This window comes from Faecalibacter sp., from assembly GCF_057177045.1.
Genome location: NZ_CM169987.1, coordinates 1,187,722 through 1,204,693, shown reverse-complemented (window position 1 = coordinate 1,204,693; position 16,972 = coordinate 1,187,722). Strand labels below are relative to the sequence as shown.

Annotated in this window: 16 protein-coding genes; 10 read left to right on the top strand and 6 right to left on the bottom strand. The window is 33.4% G+C overall.

Annotated elements, in window-relative coordinates:
* Window positions 1-4 precede the first annotated feature (4 nt).
* Window positions 5-1,435 carry a RagB/SusD family nutrient uptake outer membrane protein gene (locus tag AC1QSP_RS05435; RefSeq protein WP_484080132.1) on the top strand — a complete coding sequence of 477 codons (1,431 nt, stop codon included), beginning with the start codon at window positions 5-7 and terminating at the stop codon, window positions 1,433-1,435.
* Between the two features lie 444 nt (window positions 1,436-1,879).
* Entirely contained in the window at window positions 1,880-3,085 is a 1,206-nt protein-coding gene (locus tag AC1QSP_RS05430; protein ID WP_225539945.1) for an IS256 family transposase, read from the top strand.
* A gap of 365 nt (window positions 3,086-3,450) precedes the next feature.
* Here the strand turns inward: AC1QSP_RS05430 and AC1QSP_RS05425 are convergent, their stop codons facing one another.
* The gene (locus tag AC1QSP_RS05425) at window positions 3,451-4,713 is read right to left on the bottom strand and encodes an exo-beta-N-acetylmuramidase NamZ family protein (protein ID WP_484080131.1); all 1,263 of its coding nucleotides are present in this window, start codon (window positions 4,711-4,713) and stop codon (window positions 3,451-3,453) included.
* An 83-nt stretch (window positions 4,714-4,796) separates the two neighbouring features.
* On the opposite strand from AC1QSP_RS05425, the gene AC1QSP_RS05420 reads away from it, so the two are divergent.
* From AC1QSP_RS05420 to lptB, 3 genes are read left to right on the top strand one after another with little or no spacing between them, the layout of a single operon-like run.
* Entirely contained in the window at window positions 4,797-6,026 is a 1,230-nt protein-coding gene (locus AC1QSP_RS05420; protein ID WP_484080130.1) for an ABC transporter permease, read from the top strand.
* Window positions 6,027-6,054: 28 nt separating this feature from the next.
* Entirely contained in the window at window positions 6,055-7,416 is a 1,362-nt protein-coding gene (locus tag AC1QSP_RS05415; RefSeq protein ID WP_484080129.1) for a pyridoxal-phosphate dependent enzyme, read from the top strand.
* A 26-nt stretch (window positions 7,417-7,442) separates the two neighbouring features.
* Complete coding sequence (lptB, locus tag AC1QSP_RS05410; protein WP_323674096.1) at window positions 7,443-8,171, top strand: LPS export ABC transporter ATP-binding protein; 729 nt, start codon at window positions 7,443-7,445, stop codon at window positions 8,169-8,171.
* Window positions 8,172-8,233: 62 nt separating this feature from the next.
* On the opposite strand, the gene AC1QSP_RS05405 is transcribed toward lptB, so the two are convergent.
* Entirely contained in the window at window positions 8,234-8,455 is a 222-nt protein-coding gene (locus AC1QSP_RS05405) for a hypothetical protein (RefSeq protein WP_322969342.1), read from the bottom strand.
* Window positions 8,456-8,548: 93 nt separating this feature from the next.
* A complete protein-coding gene (locus tag AC1QSP_RS05400; protein ID WP_322969343.1) occupies window positions 8,549-8,683 on the bottom strand; it encodes a 30S ribosomal protein THX in 135 nt (44 codons plus the stop codon).
* Between the two features lie 112 nt (window positions 8,684-8,795).
* Here AC1QSP_RS05400 and AC1QSP_RS05395 point away from each other — a divergent pair, with 112 nt between their 5' ends.
* Genes AC1QSP_RS05395 through AC1QSP_RS05380 form a run of 4 tightly spaced genes read left to right on the top strand, consistent with a single transcriptional unit; the run spans window position 8,796 to window position 14,117 of the window.
* Window positions 8,796-9,671 carry a bestrophin family protein gene (locus tag AC1QSP_RS05395; protein WP_484080128.1) on the top strand — a complete coding sequence of 292 codons (876 nt, stop codon included), beginning with the start codon at window positions 8,796-8,798 and terminating at the stop codon, window positions 9,669-9,671.
* Between the two features lie 9 nt (window positions 9,672-9,680).
* Window positions 9,681-9,866 carry a hypothetical protein gene (locus tag AC1QSP_RS05390; protein WP_484080127.1) on the top strand — a complete coding sequence of 62 codons (186 nt, stop codon included), beginning with the start codon at window positions 9,681-9,683 and terminating at the stop codon, window positions 9,864-9,866.
* A 3-nt stretch (window positions 9,867-9,869) separates the two neighbouring features.
* On the top strand, window positions 9,870-11,075 hold the full coding sequence (locus AC1QSP_RS05385; protein WP_484080126.1) for a metallophosphoesterase family protein: 1,206 nt from the start codon (window positions 9,870-9,872) through the stop codon (window positions 11,073-11,075).
* A 3-nt stretch (window positions 11,076-11,078) separates the two neighbouring features.
* The gene (locus AC1QSP_RS05380; protein WP_484080125.1) at window positions 11,079-14,117 is read left to right on the top strand and encodes an AAA family ATPase; all 3,039 of its coding nucleotides are present in this window, start codon (window positions 11,079-11,081) and stop codon (window positions 14,115-14,117) included.
* A gap of 232 nt (window positions 14,118-14,349) precedes the next feature.
* Here AC1QSP_RS05380 and AC1QSP_RS05375 read toward each other — a convergent pair whose 3' ends face one another.
* Genes AC1QSP_RS05375 through AC1QSP_RS05365 form a run of 3 tightly spaced genes read right to left on the bottom strand, consistent with a single transcriptional unit; the run spans window position 14,350 to window position 15,898 of the window.
* A complete protein-coding gene (locus AC1QSP_RS05375; protein WP_322969348.1) occupies window positions 14,350-14,733 on the bottom strand; it encodes a hypothetical protein in 384 nt (127 codons plus the stop codon).
* A gap of 1 nt (window position 14,734) precedes the next feature.
* Entirely contained in the window at window positions 14,735-14,950 is a 216-nt protein-coding gene (locus AC1QSP_RS05370) for a VF530 family protein (RefSeq protein ID WP_484080124.1), read from the bottom strand.
* Window positions 14,951-14,992: 42 nt separating this feature from the next.
* On the bottom strand, window positions 14,993-15,898 hold the full coding sequence (locus AC1QSP_RS05365) for a hypothetical protein (RefSeq protein ID WP_484080123.1): 906 nt from the start codon (window positions 15,896-15,898) through the stop codon (window positions 14,993-14,995).
* A gap of 154 nt (window positions 15,899-16,052) precedes the next feature.
* Between AC1QSP_RS05365 and rlmF the strand changes: the two genes are divergently transcribed.
* Window positions 16,053-16,970 carry a 23S rRNA (adenine(1618)-N(6))-methyltransferase RlmF gene (gene rlmF, locus AC1QSP_RS05360; RefSeq protein ID WP_484080122.1) on the top strand — a complete coding sequence of 306 codons (918 nt, stop codon included), beginning with the start codon at window positions 16,053-16,055 and terminating at the stop codon, window positions 16,968-16,970.
* Window positions 16,971-16,972 lie beyond the last annotated feature (2 nt).

The following is a 16,972-nucleotide window of genomic DNA, read 5'->3' as shown; positions in this document are numbered from 1 at the left end:
TAAAATGAAAAAGATAACAATATTAGCGATTACTGCATTTATGGTAAGTTTTTCTTCATGTTCAGAAGATTTATTAGACCAAACGCCAGTTAATACAATTACATACGATGGTAATTCTACCATCAAATCAGCTAGTGATATGGAAGCTGCCCTTAATGGGATGTACAGCGAATTTGCTTCAGCAGATGCATTAGCAACAGACGGAATCGTTTTAGGAGAGTTAATCTCTGATAACGCTTTTATTTCAAGAAGAAATGATGGTCGTTTCAAGATCACTAATACAATGACTTGGACACCTTCAGATACGAATAATGATTTCGTGATTTACAACAAATTATATGATGTTGTAGGGATGGCTAACTTAATCATCAACTCTGATTTAGAAGAGACTGATGTTGTGAAAGGTTTTAAAGCGCAAGCTTATGCTGCACGTGGTATTGCATTTTACTACTTAGCATCTTTCTATGCAGCAAACCCAACATCTGGAGAAAACCAAGAGTATGGTATTGCAATTCATACAGGTGAATACAATCCTAATGCTTACTATGGTCGTTCGACAGTTGCTGAAACGTATGCTCAAATTATTTCGGATTTAGAAAATGGTATTTCTGAATATAACGAATCGACAGTAAATAAAGGATATTTATCTGCAACAGCTTCTCGTTTAATGTTAGCGAAAGCTTACTTAACTCGTGGAGCTGCAGGAGATTACCAAAAAGCAATTCAGTATGCGGATGAAGCATTAGCTTCTAATACAACTATTACTGCAACAGAATTAAATTCTTATTTCAAAGGAACAACTTCTGGTGAATTAAATAATCAACCAGAAACAGTATTTGAAATTAATATGTCTGTTATTGCAAACCCAGGGGTTAACCGTGCAATTTCTGCATTCTATGACCCTTATGGAGCGAAAAACTATTTAATGTTCCGTGCCGATTTCATCAACTCAATTTCGGATGATGATGCGCGTAAAGCATTATTTACTCAAGAAAATGCATCTGAAAATGATGATCCTAAAGGATACTACGTACAGAAATTTACACAAACAGTTGATGGAACAAACTTCATCGGAAATGTTCGTGTATTACGTTTAACAGAAGCTAAATTCATCAAATGGGAAGCCATGGCTAAATTAGGTCAAGGTGCTGCAGCTTTAGCTGAATTAAATGAATTTGCTGCTGAACGTGGTGGAGCTCAATATGAAGGTGATGCATTAACAGCAATTTTAGCTGAAAAACGTATCGAATTCTTAGGAGAGGGACAACGTTTCCACGATTTAAAACGTAATAACTTAGGATTTGTTAAAACAACAAATGTAGAAGGTAATATTGCTGATGTACCTGCAAACAGCAAGTACTTCTTCTTCCCAATCCCAAGTTCAACGTTGAACTTAAACCGTGCTATGACACAATTCCCAGGGTGGGGTAACTAAAATATCATCCAATTCAATAAGAAAAAGGAGAGCATTTGCTCTCCTTTTTTATGGATTATAATTTCGATTTATATTTTAAATCTTTTCCTTTACTTCGATTACAAACTCATTCGATGAAAATTAGGAATAGATGGTTCGTATTAAAAAGAAGAGAATAAGATAAAAATACTTCTCATGTAGACGAACAGTAAGTTTAGATCTTCGCACTGTTTCTGTGATAATTTCCAGGTGATCATAAAGAAATGGAAATGCAATAAAATCAATGATTAAAGATAAAGTAATCAAGAATACGCGAGAAATTAGGATTAATTTTCGATAATGATTCAGATTATTTATCCATAAAAAATGGCAGTATCCAAAAAACTGTGTAAACATAAAATAGGGTGGGTTATTATAACTCACCTTTATTTTTTTTTTAATTACATTTATAAAACACAGTTTGTTATGAAGAAATCTGTCGGCAAAATGATCAAAGATCAAGGTTTATTAGAAGGCGTTAAAACGCAAGAAGACCTTAGTAAATTACTAAAAGAACTCCATTCAGAATTATTAGAAGCCATGCTCCATGGCGAGCTTGAAGCACATTTAGGCTATTCAAAAAATGAAAAAAGTGATAATTCTAATTCACGAAATGGGACTACTTCCAAACGTATAAAAAGCGAATACGGAGAATCTACAATAGAAGTTCCACGTGATCGAGAGGGTAGTTTTGAGCCTATAATTGTTCCAAAGCATCAATCCAAATCAGTTTCAGTCGAAAATATGGTGATATCGCTATACGCTAAAGGTCTGAGTGTATCGGATATCGAATCGGAACTTTACGAATTATATGGTTATAAACTCTCTACTTCTGCGATATCTATCATCACCGATAAAGTGAATCAGCAAGTATTAGATTGGCAAAACCGTCCATTAGAATCGGTTTATTGCATTGTTTGGATGGATGGTATCGTTTTTAAAGTTCGACAAGCCGGAAAAGTGATAAATAAGACTATTTATTTAGCCGTTGGTCTAAACCGTGAAGGATACAAAGAAATCCTTGGAATGTGGCTTGGAGAGAACGAGTCTGCTGCTTTTTGGCAAGGTGTAATGACAGATTTAAAAGTTCGTGGTGTGGAAGATATTTTGGTTTCTGTAACCGATAATTTGCATGGTTTTACACAAGCAATTAGCAATATTTTCCCTCAAACAAACACGCAAATTTGCGTAGTTCATCAGATCAGAAATTCAGCTCGATATGTGGTGTGGAAAGATAAAAAAGAGTTTACTTCGGATATGAAATTAATTTATAATGCGACAAGCAGAGAAATGGCGGCGCATGAATTAGATCGTTTTGCAGAAAAATGGAATCAAAAATATCCTTATGCAATACAATCTTGGAGAAAGAATTGGGACGAATTAACCGTATTTTTTGACTTTCCGGTAGAAATTAGAAAAATTATATATACCACTAATTTAATTGAAAATCTAAATGGAAAAGTCCGTAAATACACTAAAAATAAGATGGTTTTCCCAACGGATGATGCGCTTAAAAAATCGGTATATTTATCCTTAATGCAGATATCCAAAAAATGGACAAAACCAATTCAAAACTGGGGATTAATTTTAAATCAATTTTTAGCTATATTTGAAAAAAGGGTTCAACTATAAAATAGTCAAACCCATCTGAAATATGTTTACACAAAATTTTGGACAGTGTCTAAAAAATATCCTTCAATAAAAGGCTAACTTCAGAACTTACGATGAAAATGAAAATTTTAGGATATAACCTGGGTAAATCCGCTTTATTTAATTCATCTTCGATCAAATTCGGTTCGAATTCATTAATATTTTCTTCTTTCTCTTTATCAAATATTAATTGGCATTATTTCTTCTTCCGAAAAAGATCTTCCTTTTTCTTTTAAAATTTCAAATGCAAATTCAATTGCTGTAGATGTATAGCGCGAATTAGAAGCAATGTGTTTTTTCAGTTCAGTCGTCAGAATTTTATTTAATACCGATTTTTATCCCATCGATTAATCTTGATACATCAAATATTTTGCTCTTACTTTTTTAAATTCTTCCAAATCCTTTTGCCAAGTCGCTTTGATGCGTTCTTCCGACCATCCTGCTTCAATTTGTTTTCTCAATTCAGCTGTTCCAGATAATTGATCAATCCATAATTTTTTGCCATTCATTGTCCAAAATGGTTGCTTCGTATTGTTTTGATACGCATTAATCAACCATTGCAATGAAATTTCATCCATATACAATTCATCCGATAAATCTTCACCGTAACAAATTTCATCTTTAAACTTTGGACTTGTCGCTCCAGGTTTTGAAGTTGGCGTATATTGGAAAGGCATATTTTTTAAATAAGGTGAACCATAAACCTGAAACTGAAAATCTGTACCTCTTCCTTCGTTTACATTTGTTCCTTCAAACAAACACGTACTTGGGTAAAGGTTAATCGCACGGTCGTTCGGTAAATTTGGCGATGGTTTTACCGGTAAAGTATAACGCATTTTATGATTGTAATCTTTTAAGGGAATCACTGTCAAATCGGCTTTCATTTTATTTTTCAACCAGCCTTCTCCATTAATCATTTGTGCATATTCGCCAATTGTCATTCCGTAAACAATCGGAACCTTATGCATCCCCACAAAGGAAGTAAATTCAGGTTGCATCAATGGCCCGTCGATATAATGTGCATTTGGATTTGGACGATCCAAAACAATCACTTGATTGCCTTGTTCGGCAGCCGCTTCCATAACATAATGTAATGTCGAAATATAGGTATAGAAACGCGCACCAACATCTTGCATATCGAAGAGTAAAATATCAACATCTTTGATTTGATCAGCTGTTGGTTTACGGTTATTTCCGTACAATGAAACAATAGGTAATCCTGTTTTAGAATCTACACCCGATTTGACCTTAGCGCCTGCATCGGCATCACCTCGAAATCCGTGCTCAGGCGAATAGATTTTAACCACATTTATTTTTTGATCCAATAAAAAATCAACCAAATGAATGGTATTGTCCTTATAATCTAAATTTTTTGCATTTGTCCTTAAGATTCCAGTTTGATTGGAAACGACTCCAATTTTTTTCCCTTTTAATAAATGCAAATAGGCTTCTGTATTTTCAGCACCAAGGCCAATTTCTAAACCATAAATCAAATCTAATTTCTTGTTCGCCCCTGCAAATTCGGTAGCATAATCGGTAGTTTGTGAAATTGAAAAAATCGGAGTGCTTAGAAGTAAAGCAATTGATGTATATTTGACAAGTTTTTTCATAGTGATAATAGCGTTATCATGGGGTTGAAACAGAGACGATTTAAAAGATATCGTCTGATTGTATCATTGTAAAAATTAATAATTTGAACTTTTCTTGGTGGTTTTCTAAAAAAATAGCACTTGGTAAAAATACTAAAAATAACTTATCAAGTATTATCATTCGTATTGGTCAAGTTGCCGTGGCTTTAGGAATTATCGTTTCTTTGGTCACGATTTCTACGGGTGTCGGTGCGCGAAAAGCAATCAAAAGTAAATTAGCCGATTTCAACGGTCATATTACGATTCGTAATTATAACAGCAATAATTCTTTAAATTCAGATTCTTTATCGCTTAAGCAAGCATTTTATCCAACATTTAAAAATGTACCCGACGTGGTCCACGTGCAAGCCATTGCCAACAAAAGTGGGGTGATTCGGACAGCCGAGAACTTTAGTGGAGTAGTGTTTAAAGGCGTTGGGACAGATTACGATTCGGTACGATTTGAAAATTTCTTGGTAAAAGGCCATTTTCCACGCGTCAACAAAGACTCAATGACGGATGATGTGGTATTATCCAAGAAAATTGCAGACGAATTAAAATTGGATGTCGACAGTTCATTCGTGATGTATTTTATTCGCGAAGACAGTAACCCTGTTTATCGTCGTTTTAATGTACGTGGGATTTACAAATCCGATATCAAAAACTTTGATGATATCGTAATGTTAGGGGATATCAAACACGTACAAAACTTAAATAAATGGGACAGTACGACGGTGGGAGGATTTGAATTGTTTGTCAAAGATGTAGAAGATATAGAAACTGCTGCAGCTCAAGTCGCTCAAAATATTCCGTATAATTTATTGTCTGAATCCGCGACATCATCCTTTGCACAAATCAACGAATGGATCACCATTTTTGATAAGAATATTGTTATCATTGTCGTGATTATGCTTTTTGTCGTGATCATTAATATGGTGATGGTTTTATTGATTTTGATTTTAGAACGTACGCAATCCATCGGATTATTAAAAGCATTTGGGGCAACCAATTGGAAGGTCAGAACATTATTTATCAATTATGCCATCTTTATTATGTTTCCAGGGTTAGTAGCAGGAAATGTAATTGGATTAGGATTATTATTGATTCAGAAATATTTTAAAATCATCAAATTGCCAGCAGAAAATTATTATATCTCTGTTGCGCCGGTGTATTTAGATTTTGGAACAATCGCATTGCTTAATATTGGTGCTATTATAATTTGTGCAATTGTATTACTTTTGCCATCGTATATGATTGCTAAGATTACACCATCAAAAGCGATAAATTTTAGATAATTTTTTTAAGAAAATAAATAAGTGTAGAATGAAATACGCAAATAATATATTAGAAACAATTGGTAACACGCCTTTAGTAAAATTAAACCATATTACTAAAGATTTACCTTGTACAGTTTTAGCAAAGGTTGAATATTTTAACCCAGGACATTCTTGTAAAGACCGTATGGCTTTAAAGATGGTTGAGGATGCTGAAAAAGACGGACGTTTAGTTCCAGGTGGTACAATTATCGAAGGTACTTCTGGAAATACAGGAATGGGATTAGCTTTAGCTGCAATTATCAAAGGTTATAAATTAATTTGTGTTATTACAGATAAGCAATCTAAAGAGAAAATGGATATTTTACGTGCCGTAGGTGCGAAAGTAGTAGTTTGTCCAACAGATGTTGAGCCAACAGATCCACGTTCTTATTACTCAGTTTCTAAACGTTTAGCAGAAGAAACACCTAACGGATGGTACGTGAATCAATACGATAATCCATCGAATGCTTTAGCCAACTATGAGCAAACTGGACCAGAAATTTGGGAACAAACAGAAGGAAAAGTAACGCACTTTATCGTAGGTGTTGGAACAGGAGGAACAATTTCTGGAGTTGGAAAATACTTAAAAGAGCAAAATCCTAACGTTAAAGTATGGGGAGTTGATACTTACGGATCAGTTTTCAAAAAATACAAAGAGACTGGAATTTTTGACGAAAACGAGGTTTATTCTTATGTAACGGAAGGAATTGGTGAAGATATTTTACCAGAAAATGTAGATTTTGATGTAATTGATGGTTTCACAAAAGTTACAGATAAAGATGCAGCGGTTTACACGCGTCGTTTAGCATTAGAAGAAGGTTTATTTGTAGGGATGTCTTCTGGATCTGCGATTAAAGGATTATTACAAATGAAGGACGAATTTGGTCCAGACGATGTTGTTGTTGTTTTATTCCACGATTCAGGTTCTCGTTACGTAGGTAAAATTTTCAATGATGATTGGATGCGCGATAGAGGTTACTTAGAAGATGAGGTTAAAACAGCTGCGGATTTAATTCAAGAGCACATCGATAAACCATTGGTAATTGCTCGTACTGAAGAATTAGCTTCTCATGCAATCGATCGTATGCGTCGTTTCAAAATCTCTCAAATTCCAGTGGTTGATATCAACGGATTTGCAGGTTCATTAGACGAATCAGATTTATTCCAAGCATTTATGCAAGATCCTAATGTAGCAGAAAAACCAATTCGTGAGATTATGGGTGCAGCTTATCCAATTGTAAAAGCAAATGCTTCAGTTGAAGAAGTTTCTAAATTAATTACGAAAGAAAATCAAGCCGTATTGATTGAGTTAGAGAATGGTAAACACCATATCATTACAAAATACGATATTATCAATTCGATTAAATAAAAACGTATCTTTACGACGATATGGGAATTGTATTAAGAGGAGAAAATTTAATTAAAGATTACGGCAAAAAACACGTCGTAAAAGGAGTTTCTTTCCAAGTAGAGCAAGGAGAAATTATTGGATTATTAGGTCCGAATGGAGCAGGAAAAACAACCTCATTTTATATGATTGTTGGTTTAGTTCAAGCGACACAAGGGCGTGTATTCTTGGATAAACACGATATTACTAAAGATCCCATGTATAAGCGAGCGCAAAAAGGAATTGGTTACTTAGCGCAAGAAGCTTCGATTTTCCGTAAACTATCGGTGGAAGATAACATCAAATCGGTTTTACAATTCACTAAACTTTCGGCGAAAGAACAACAAATGAAAGTTGATGCTTTAATCGAGGAATTCTCATTAGAACACGTACGTCGTAACCGTGGAGATTTATTGTCAGGAGGGGAGCGCCGTCGTTGCGAAATTGCACGATGTTTAGCAACTGAACCTAAGTTTATCTTATTGGATGAGCCATTTGCTGGAGTTGACCCGATTGCTGTGGAAGACATTCAGAAAATTGTTCGTTCTTTAAAAGATAAGAATATTGGAATCTTAATTACCGACCACAACGTATCGCAAACATTAGCCATTACCGATAAAACATACATTATGTTTGAAGGTAAAATCTTAAAATCTGGTTCACCGGAAGAGTTGGCAAATGATCCTGATGTACGTCGTGTGTACTTAGGAGAAAACTTCACGTATCAACAGATTTAGAATTTATTTTAATTCATTTATATAGTAATCCCTTTAACTTTTGATTAAAGGGATTTTTTTATTTAATTGGTTTTATACTGTTCTTTAAATTTCTTTAACCATTCATCTAATTCGTGGCGTTGCACATACAAACGTTTTTCTTCAGTATAACGAGGTGATGTGTAAAAGATCTCGTAGAAAGGCATACTGCCATTGCCTACTTTCTCGATTTTATTGACCACAATATTTAACTGTGCTAATTCGTTTTTGAAGTTTTGAAATTCGTCTAAAACAGATGTTGTCATTTTTTGAAAGTTTTTAGTAATGGCTAAGATAAAAATTGTCCATAAAAAAAGCTGAAAACCAATTTTGATTTTCAGCTTAAAAATTCTAAAATCTTACGCTTTTTTAGACTCCTTTACTTCTGGTTGATCTACATCATCAACATATCGGTAAACTTTGCGAGGACGAGTCTTTCCGTATGATCCATTAACAATTTTTCCTCGACGTGTCTTCTTATCTCCTTTTCCCATTGTGAGTTTGTTTAAAGTGAATAATAAACTTTCGATAGGTTAAATATAGTCGCTTTCATGGATAAAACCAAATTCTTCTTATTTTTGAGTCAAACGATTATTGAATAATACCATGAAAATTTATAACTCAAGAGAATGGCTGAGCGCTGTCACTAAAATTCACCAATCGGATACTTTCCGAAAATTAATTCCGTATATCATTCTGATGGGGTGTTATGCATTTGCAGTGGCTTATATCGAATTGAATTATATCAATCTTAGGGAAAAATCTTGGTTAAAAGAAATTACAACTGTACATTCGCTATTGGGTTTTGTGATCTCTATGCTTTTGGTTTTTCGAACAAATTCGGCATATGATCGTTGGTGGGAAGGCCGTAAACAATGGGGAACATTGACTAATATTTCACGTACTTTCGCCATGAAAATGGATAGTATTTTGCCTTCAGATGATCACGAAAATCGCGACTTCTTTCAAACAATGATTCCAATGTTTTCAAAATCACTGTTTTCCTTTCTTCGAAGTGATTATTCTACTTTTATGTTAGATGAAGACCGTTTTGAGTCGTTTGATTTACAATCCAAGCATGGACCTAATCAAGTGAATCGATTAATGTACAATAAAATCAATGAGTTGCATCAAATAGGATTGTTGACCGGTGATCAATTGATTGTTCTGGATAAAGAATTGACTGATTTTAATAATGTTTGTGGCGCTTGTGAACGAATCAAAAATACACCTATCCCATATTCATACAGTTCATTTATCAAAAAATTTATCGTGTTATATGTCGTAACTTTGCCTATCGGATTAGTATTTTCAATGGGATACTTTGTCGCAATTGCTGTTCCATTTATTTTTTATGTCTTAGCTTCTTTAGAATTAATTGCTGAGTCAATTGAAGAACCCTTTGGAACAGATTCAGATGATTTACCGATTGAACAAATTACCCTTAATATCGAAAAACATGTCGGCGAAATTTTGAATTAGCGACATATTATGGCACAAAAACCCTTTAGATTTACAGCGATGAGTAGAAATACAGATGCAAATAAAAAATTGCATAAAAAGAAATTGGATCAAAAAAAACGTAAAGTACAAGAAGCAGAGGCTGAACGTAAGGCGCGATTAAAAAGCATCAATCAACAATTTAACGAAAAAAACAAACCAACGAACGAAGAATAATTTATGAAGATTCTACATACGGCCGATTGGCATTTAGGGAAAAGACTTGACCATTTTTCTCGACTTGAGGAACAAAAATTAATAATGGATGAGATTGTTCAAATAGCAGATGAACAAAATGTAGATTTAGTTTTGATTGCAGGGGATTTATTTGACACCTTTAATCCGAGTGTAGAGGCGGTAGAATTATTTTATAAAACCCTAAAACGTTTGGCTAAAAATGGACAACGTCCTGTGGTAGCGATTGGCGGAAATCATGATTCTCCTGATCGTATTGATGCACCCGATCCATTAGCCCGAGAATGTGGAATTATTTTAATTGGTCATCCAAACGCTGTGATTTCACCATTTGCCTTAGAAACTTTTAAGATTACCCATTCGGACGAAGGTTTTCTCGAAATGAAATTGAATCATGTCTCTTATCCAATCCGAATTGTACATACAGCTTATGCCAACGAGATTCGATTAAAGCAATTTTTCGGAGAAGAAAAAGAGAAAGAATTGAATCGAGTTTTGCAAGAAAAATGGGGACAAATTGCAAATCTATATTGCGATGAAAAAGGTGTTAATCTGTTAATGGCACATTTGTACATGAACAAACGCGGTGCTGAATTATTAGAAGAACCAGAGGGGGAGAAACCGATTAAAATTGGGAATGCCGATATGGTGTATTCGGATGGGATTCCTGCACAAATTCAATATTCAGCTTTAGGACATTTGCATGGTTACAATAATGTGGGTACGACCGAAAAACCTGTGGTTTATTCGTCTTCTCCATTATGCTATAGTTTCAGTGAAGCGGGGCAAACGAAATATGTATCGATTATAGATGCTGTACCTAATCAACCGGTTCAATTTGAAGCCATTCCTTTAAAGAATGGTCGTGCATTAGTACGTAAAACATTTGATAAGGTTGAAAGTGCAGTCGAATGGTTAAGAGATAATCCTTATACTTTAGTCGAATTAACAATAGAGAGTGATACTTTTCTTAAAGCGGAAGATCGAAAATTAATTTATCAATCCCATGATGGAATCATCCATTTGATCCCTAAAATTAAGAATCAAATGAAGGAAGATTTGGTGTATAAAGAAATTAACTTAAATCAAGACATGAAAGATTTATTCAAAGATTATTTCAAATCGAAGAATGCCAATCAAGAACCGAATGATGAAATAATGGATTTGTTTAACGAAATTTTAAATGCCTAAGCTATGATTCCAGTTCAACTGACAATAGAAGGTTTATATTCTTATCAACAAAGACAAACGATCCAATTTGATGATTTAATCGATGCGGGATTATTCGGTATTTTTGGAGCCGTTGGTTCAGGGAAATCCTCTATTTTAGAAGCAATTACCTTTGCTTTATATGGTGAAACAGAACGTTTGAATGCGAGAGAAAAACGCTCGTATAATATGATGAATCTAAAATCGAATGTATCTTATATCGAATTCGATTTTTTGAATCATGAAGATAAATTATTTCGTATCACCAGAGAGTTTAAACGAAATTCGAAACGATTTGAAGAGATCAAAGCACCTACAGTCGTTTTTTATGAAAAGGTTAATGAGCAATGGATTCCATTGGATCATAGTAATGCTGAGCGTATTATAGGTTTAAGTTATGCCAATTTCAAACGAACAATCATCATTCCTCAAGGTCAATTCAAAGAATTTATTGAGTTAGGTGCAACTGATCGTACAAAGATGATGAAAGAAATTTTTAATCTTCACAAATACGATTTACAAGAGAATGCGGCAAAATTAGCCAAAGAAAATCAAGCCGAATTACATAAAATCGAAGGGAAACTTCAAGGTTTTGAAGCGGTTTCTTTAGAAATCATTCAAGAAAATCAAAATCAATTAAAAATTGAAGAAGGGCAATATGAAACCGTATTAAAAGAATTTAATGCCGTGAATGAATCCTTTCAACGTTTAAAAGCATTGAAATTAGATGTTGAATCTTTAAAAGCCAAGAAAATTCAATTTGATCAATTGCATGGTCAAAAAGAATCCATGGATCAACAACAATTGGCATTAGAGCGTTATGAAAAACTTTACCATGCCTTTCACCAACTGTTAATTGATCAAGTTAAATTGCAACAAGCAAAAAAAGAAGATGAAAATGCTTTAACGCAACAGCAACTACAAAACGAACAAATAGAAAACCAAATCAAAGAAGTGACACTTCAATTAAAAGCCATTCAAAAAGATTTTGAAGCTTTGGCTGACAAACGAGTGGAAGAAAATGATTTGGAACTTATTATTCAAAATTTAGCGTTTTCGAAAGAAATTGAAAAATTAAAAGAGCGTACATCAAATGGAAGTAAAGAAGTTGAAAAAGTTCAACTTCATCAAAAGTCAATTGAGGAACAATTAAAATTGAATGAAATGGAATTCAGTCAGTTGAATCAACAACGATTAGATCCACAAATTTTAATGGCAGTTGATCATTGGTTTACAAAAAATAATTCCATTCAAGAAGCCTTCAAATTACAAGCGAAAAAAATTGAACAATTCAAAGATCAAGCAGATCAGTTGATATCATTTTTTGAGGCTGAAAATATTAATATAGATACGGTTGAAGCTGATTTCGAAGTTTTAAAAGAGAATTTAGCAAAAAATAAAACCACTTTACAGCAACAAAAGAGTGAGGTTGAAGTTCAGCAAAAATTGGCTCATTTCGTACATAATCTACATGATGGTGAAGCATGCCCGTTATGTGGGTCATTAGAACATCCTCATATTGTAGAAATGAATGATGTCACGGCATCTTTGGAGGCTGTAAAAGCTGAAATTCAAGCCATAGAATTCCAACAAGAGGAAATTCAGAAAAGATACACATTAATTCAACAAAAGTGTTATCAATTTCAATTGGTTCAACAACAATTGGATCAAGAGAAACGAAGAATAATAGAAATAGAAGAAGAAAGGAATGTGCACATCAAAACGTTCGAATGGAAAGAATTTGATGCGAATAATTATGAAATTTTTCATTCTAAAAAAGAAGAAGCTTTAGCTTTAAACCAAACATTAGAAAAGAAAAATCAAGCGATTACTTTATTACGCGAGCAATTGGATAAAGCTCGTTCCGATGTAGAAAAGTTCCAAAAATATTTGGAAAACTTTAAATTAGAAGAAGCTGAAAAAGCGAGTCAAATCAAACAAAATATTTCGAATTTAAAAATCTTACGTTTTGACGACTTTGTTCAAAAAGAAAGTGATGAGGTTAAAATTCAATTGGATCAATTAAAGGCATTCAATCAAAAGACTGAAAAAGAGTATCAATTGTACCAGCTTCAGCTTAATGATTTGAATCCGAAATTGGCAGCACAACAAACTTCGATTGCTTTGTTGAAACAACGTATCGAAGATCAAAAAGTGGAAGAACAAACCCTTTATAAAACGATAGAGGCCACGCTAAAAGAAATGAATTTAGAGTCTATCGACGAAGTTAAATTCATTCTTGATCAAAAATTAGATGTATTGACGCTTCGAAAAAGAATGGAAGAATTTAGAATTCAATATGAAACTCTAAAAAATTCTATTGTGGAATTAGAACAGAAGTTAGAAAATCTTTCATTTGATGAGAATATCTTTGAAGAACAGCAGCAGTTATTTTCTCAAGCGGAAGAAAAGTTAAAACATGCCAATGAATTGGTTATTAATCGTAAAACTGAAATTGACCGATTATCTAAAGCGTATGAGGATAAAAAAGAAATTTTAGAAGTACAGCATCAGCTTCAAAAACGAGCAGATTTGCTTAAGTTATTTGGTAATATGTTTAAAGGTGCTGGGTTTGTGCAATATGTTTCATCAATATATTTAAAACAATTGTGCGAAAATGCCAATGTACGTTTCCATCGCATGACCAGAAACCAATTGAGTTTACAAATCAATGAAAACCATGATTTTGAAATCATTGATTATTTAAATGAAGGACGACCACGAAGTGTAAAAACATTATCGGGAGGACAAGCTTTCCAAGTCTCATTAAGTTTGGCATTGGCATTAGCTGAAAGTGTTCAAACGAATTTAAAAGCAGGAAGAAATTTCTTCTTTATTGACGAAGGTTTTGGAACACAAGATGGAGATGCTGTAAATATCGTTTTTGAAACGCTAAATCATTTGCATAAAGAGAACCGTATTGTAGGAATTATATCTCACGTGGAAGAGTTGAAAGAACGTATTCCAGTTGCATTAAATATTGTCAAAGACGAAGAAAAAGGAAGTCAAATTGAGGTGATTTAAAATTTTGGCATAGTTTTGGTTTTTAAGGGGTTACAACTTAATGAAAACCATCCTATGAATACAATGATTAGAAGACAAGATTTACTTCAATTGCTGATGAATACAGGAACTGAAGTAAAGATCGAAGAATATTTAAATGCTTTGTTTAACAGTATAGAAGCTGTAAATTAAGACATAAAAAAATCCCTAACGCGAAAAGGTGTTGGGGATTTTCTATTGATATTTAATTTTTTTATCCAAATAATACGTGGTAGACATCACTATGATTTCGAGGGATGTTACGACATTCAAATCCGCCGGGTTGGGGAATTACTTCAATCAAATCAAACGATTTACAACTTTTAGGTAGCCCTTTAAAAAATAAAGTAAAATTTAAAGAAGAACCTTGAGGAATATGTGTCCAATGAGGATACATGGTAATTCCTTCTGCATGAATCAAAGGATAACGAATACCCGTAAAATTATCAATGATGTAAGTGGATTTCCAAATACGTGCAGCATCTGCAAATTCAGTACAATCCATATGGCAATGAACAATAACTTGCGATTCTTCCTCGATATTCGTTAAAAGCTCAGTCGCAATAAAAATTTCTTTTTCTAATTCAACTTCAGCCATTTTACTTGATTTTTTTTACATATAATTCTTCCACTTTTTTACGTGCCCAATCGGTTTTACGCAAAAATTTAAGCGAAGATTTTAGGCTTGGATTTTCATTAAAGCATTTGATATTAATTTCTCGGCCTAAACCTTCCCATCCGCCATAATACAATACCAAAGCTTCTATAATATCATCTAAACGTTTACCATGCAATGGATTGTTCTTTTGCTCCATAAAAATTAATTAAGTCACAAAATTACAAAATATTCTTGAGGGTTACTTGAGGATAAATTCTAATTCTTTTACAATTTCTTGTTGATCAACTTCGATAAAATCACGTTTGATTTGGTATAATATAACGCCAGAATCGTGTGTAGCCTGAAAAACCTTACTGATATAATCAAAATTTTGAATCTGATCCATATCCTTTACTTCTTTCGAAATAATGGTTTCTAAGGTTGACTTTACTTCGCCCAATAAATTTTGTTCTGTAGGAAGAGTTTCAGAATATAAGGTATAGACCTGATCCTCTGTATTGTAATTTTCAAATTCGATGGAACGATTATAAATGATCTTATTTCGAGTAACGGGATTGATGCTTTCAAATTTTGATTTTGTAGGCGAATTGGTCTTAATTGCATTTCCATAGAACAAGTGAAAGGTATTGATTTTACTTGCAATCAATTGTTCGGTTACATCTTCATTACCAAAGACACGATCCAATGCTGTTTTAAACGCTTCTTTGTCTTTTTCATTCGGGATAGATGTTCCCAATATTTCTACAAAATTCTTGTTGTATGCGACGATTTCCTCAAAATTTAATAAGTCTTGAAAAACACCTTGAGCATTGGTTTTAAATACAAATTTTTGAGGTCCTAATTTTGATTTAAATTGTTCGCGCATCGGCGAGGGTACTTGAGTGTAATCTGGATGTGTAATCCATTCGATGGTATAAGAATGTTCATCTTTTTCAAGAACATTAATCGTTAAATCGAATGTTTTATTTTTTTTAATGATGGTATCTTGATCACGAACTTGATATTCTTTTTCGTTTTGAATGTATTCAAAATTATCACCTTTTTCCCAATACGGTAAAACAGCCACTTGTTTATTGATGCTATCAAATTGGGCCAATAATGGGGTTACGGTTAATAAAAATAGGATATGAAAAAGGAGTTTCATCTTACGAAATTTGTCTTGTAAAAATGTAAGCTAAGTTAAAGGTTTATTCGATAGCAAAGGTTGAAAGTTTGAAGAAATTTAAAATTTTATTCGACAAATCATCGAGAAAAGATAAATCTTAATAAAATGACGTATTTTTGCACAAAATAAAGGTATGAATACATCAGAAGGGAATAAATCGATCAAGAAATTACATTCACGTAATCGTCATTTAGCGCCATATAATTTTGAGAAATTATGTGCAATATATCCTGTTTTACGTCAATACATTATTCCTAATCATAAAACTGATGAACCAACCATTAATTTCTCGGACCGTAATGCCGTTAAAGCATTAAATAAAGCGTTATTAAAAACGTATTATGATATTGATTATTGGGAATTACCAGCGGATAATTTATGTCCTCCAATTCCTGGACGCGCTGACTATATTCATTACGTAGCGGATTTACTTGCCGAAAGTCGAGATGGTGTAATTCCAAGAGGAAAAGATGTAAAAGTTTTGGACGTCGGAGTAGGAGCAAACTGTATTTATCCTATTGTTGGAAATTACGAGTACGATTGGAATTTTGTGGGAGCTGAATTGGATTATTTATCTCATAAAAATGCTTCTGAAATTGTACGTAAAAATGCACGATTACGCAATAAAGTGGATATTCGTTTACAATATAATCCGAGCAATATTTTTACCAATATCATCAAGCAAGGAGAAAAATTTGATGTGTCGATTTGTAATCCTCCATTCTTTAGTTCGAATAAAGAAGTAATGGAACAAACGATGCGAAAATTAAAAAACTTAGGAAATAAATCGGATCAAAAACCTATTCAAAACTTCGGAGGTAACAATTCTGAATTATGGTGCAGAGGAGGTGAGCGCGTATTTATTTCGAATATGATTAAAGAAAGTGTGAAATACAAACACCAAGTGAGATGGTTTACAACATTGGTTTCGAAAAAAGATAATTTACGTCCATTGAAAATTTTATTGGAACGCGTGAAAGCTCGTGAAGTAAAAATTATTAATATGGAACAAGGAAATAAAGTAACACGCTTATTGGTGTGGCGATTTTAATA

Bases quoted from the DNA above. Each gene is read 5' to 3' on its own strand.
- AC1QSP_RS05435 (WP_484080132.1), top strand. From the start codon at position 5: ATGAAAAAGATAACAATATTAGCGATTACTGCATTTATGGTAAGTTTT.
- AC1QSP_RS05430 (WP_225539945.1), top strand. From the start codon at position 1,880: ATGAAGAAATCTGTCGGCAAAATGATCAAAGATCAAGGTTTATTAGAA.
- AC1QSP_RS05425 (WP_484080131.1), bottom strand. From the start codon at position 4,713: ATGAAAAAACTTGTCAAATATACATCAATTGCTTTACTTCTAAGCACT.
- AC1QSP_RS05415 (WP_484080129.1), top strand. From the start codon at position 6,055: ATGAAATACGCAAATAATATATTAGAAACAATTGGTAACACGCCTTTA.
- AC1QSP_RS05405 (WP_322969342.1), bottom strand. From the start codon at position 8,455: ATGACAACATCTGTTTTAGACGAATTTCAAAACTTCAAAAACGAATTA.
- AC1QSP_RS05400 (WP_322969343.1), bottom strand. From the start codon at position 8,683: ATGGGAAAAGGAGATAAGAAGACACGTCGAGGAAAAATTGTTAATGGA.
- AC1QSP_RS05395 (WP_484080128.1), top strand. From the start codon at position 8,796: ATGAAAATTTATAACTCAAGAGAATGGCTGAGCGCTGTCACTAAAATT.
- AC1QSP_RS05390 (WP_484080127.1), top strand. From the start codon at position 9,681: ATGGCACAAAAACCCTTTAGATTTACAGCGATGAGTAGAAATACAGAT.
- AC1QSP_RS05385 (WP_484080126.1), top strand. From the start codon at position 9,870: ATGAAGATTCTACATACGGCCGATTGGCATTTAGGGAAAAGACTTGAC.
- AC1QSP_RS05380 (WP_484080125.1), top strand. From the start codon at position 11,079: ATGATTCCAGTTCAACTGACAATAGAAGGTTTATATTCTTATCAACAA.
- AC1QSP_RS05375 (WP_322969348.1), bottom strand. From the start codon at position 14,733: ATGGCTGAAGTTGAATTAGAAAAAGAAATTTTTATTGCGACTGAGCTT.
- AC1QSP_RS05370 (WP_484080124.1), bottom strand. From the start codon at position 14,950: ATGGAGCAAAAGAACAATCCATTGCATGGTAAACGTTTAGATGATATT.
- AC1QSP_RS05365 (WP_484080123.1), bottom strand. From the start codon at position 15,898: ATGAAACTCCTTTTTCATATCCTATTTTTATTAACCGTAACCCCATTA.
- rlmF (WP_484080122.1), top strand. From the start codon at position 16,053: ATGAATACATCAGAAGGGAATAAATCGATCAAGAAATTACATTCACGT.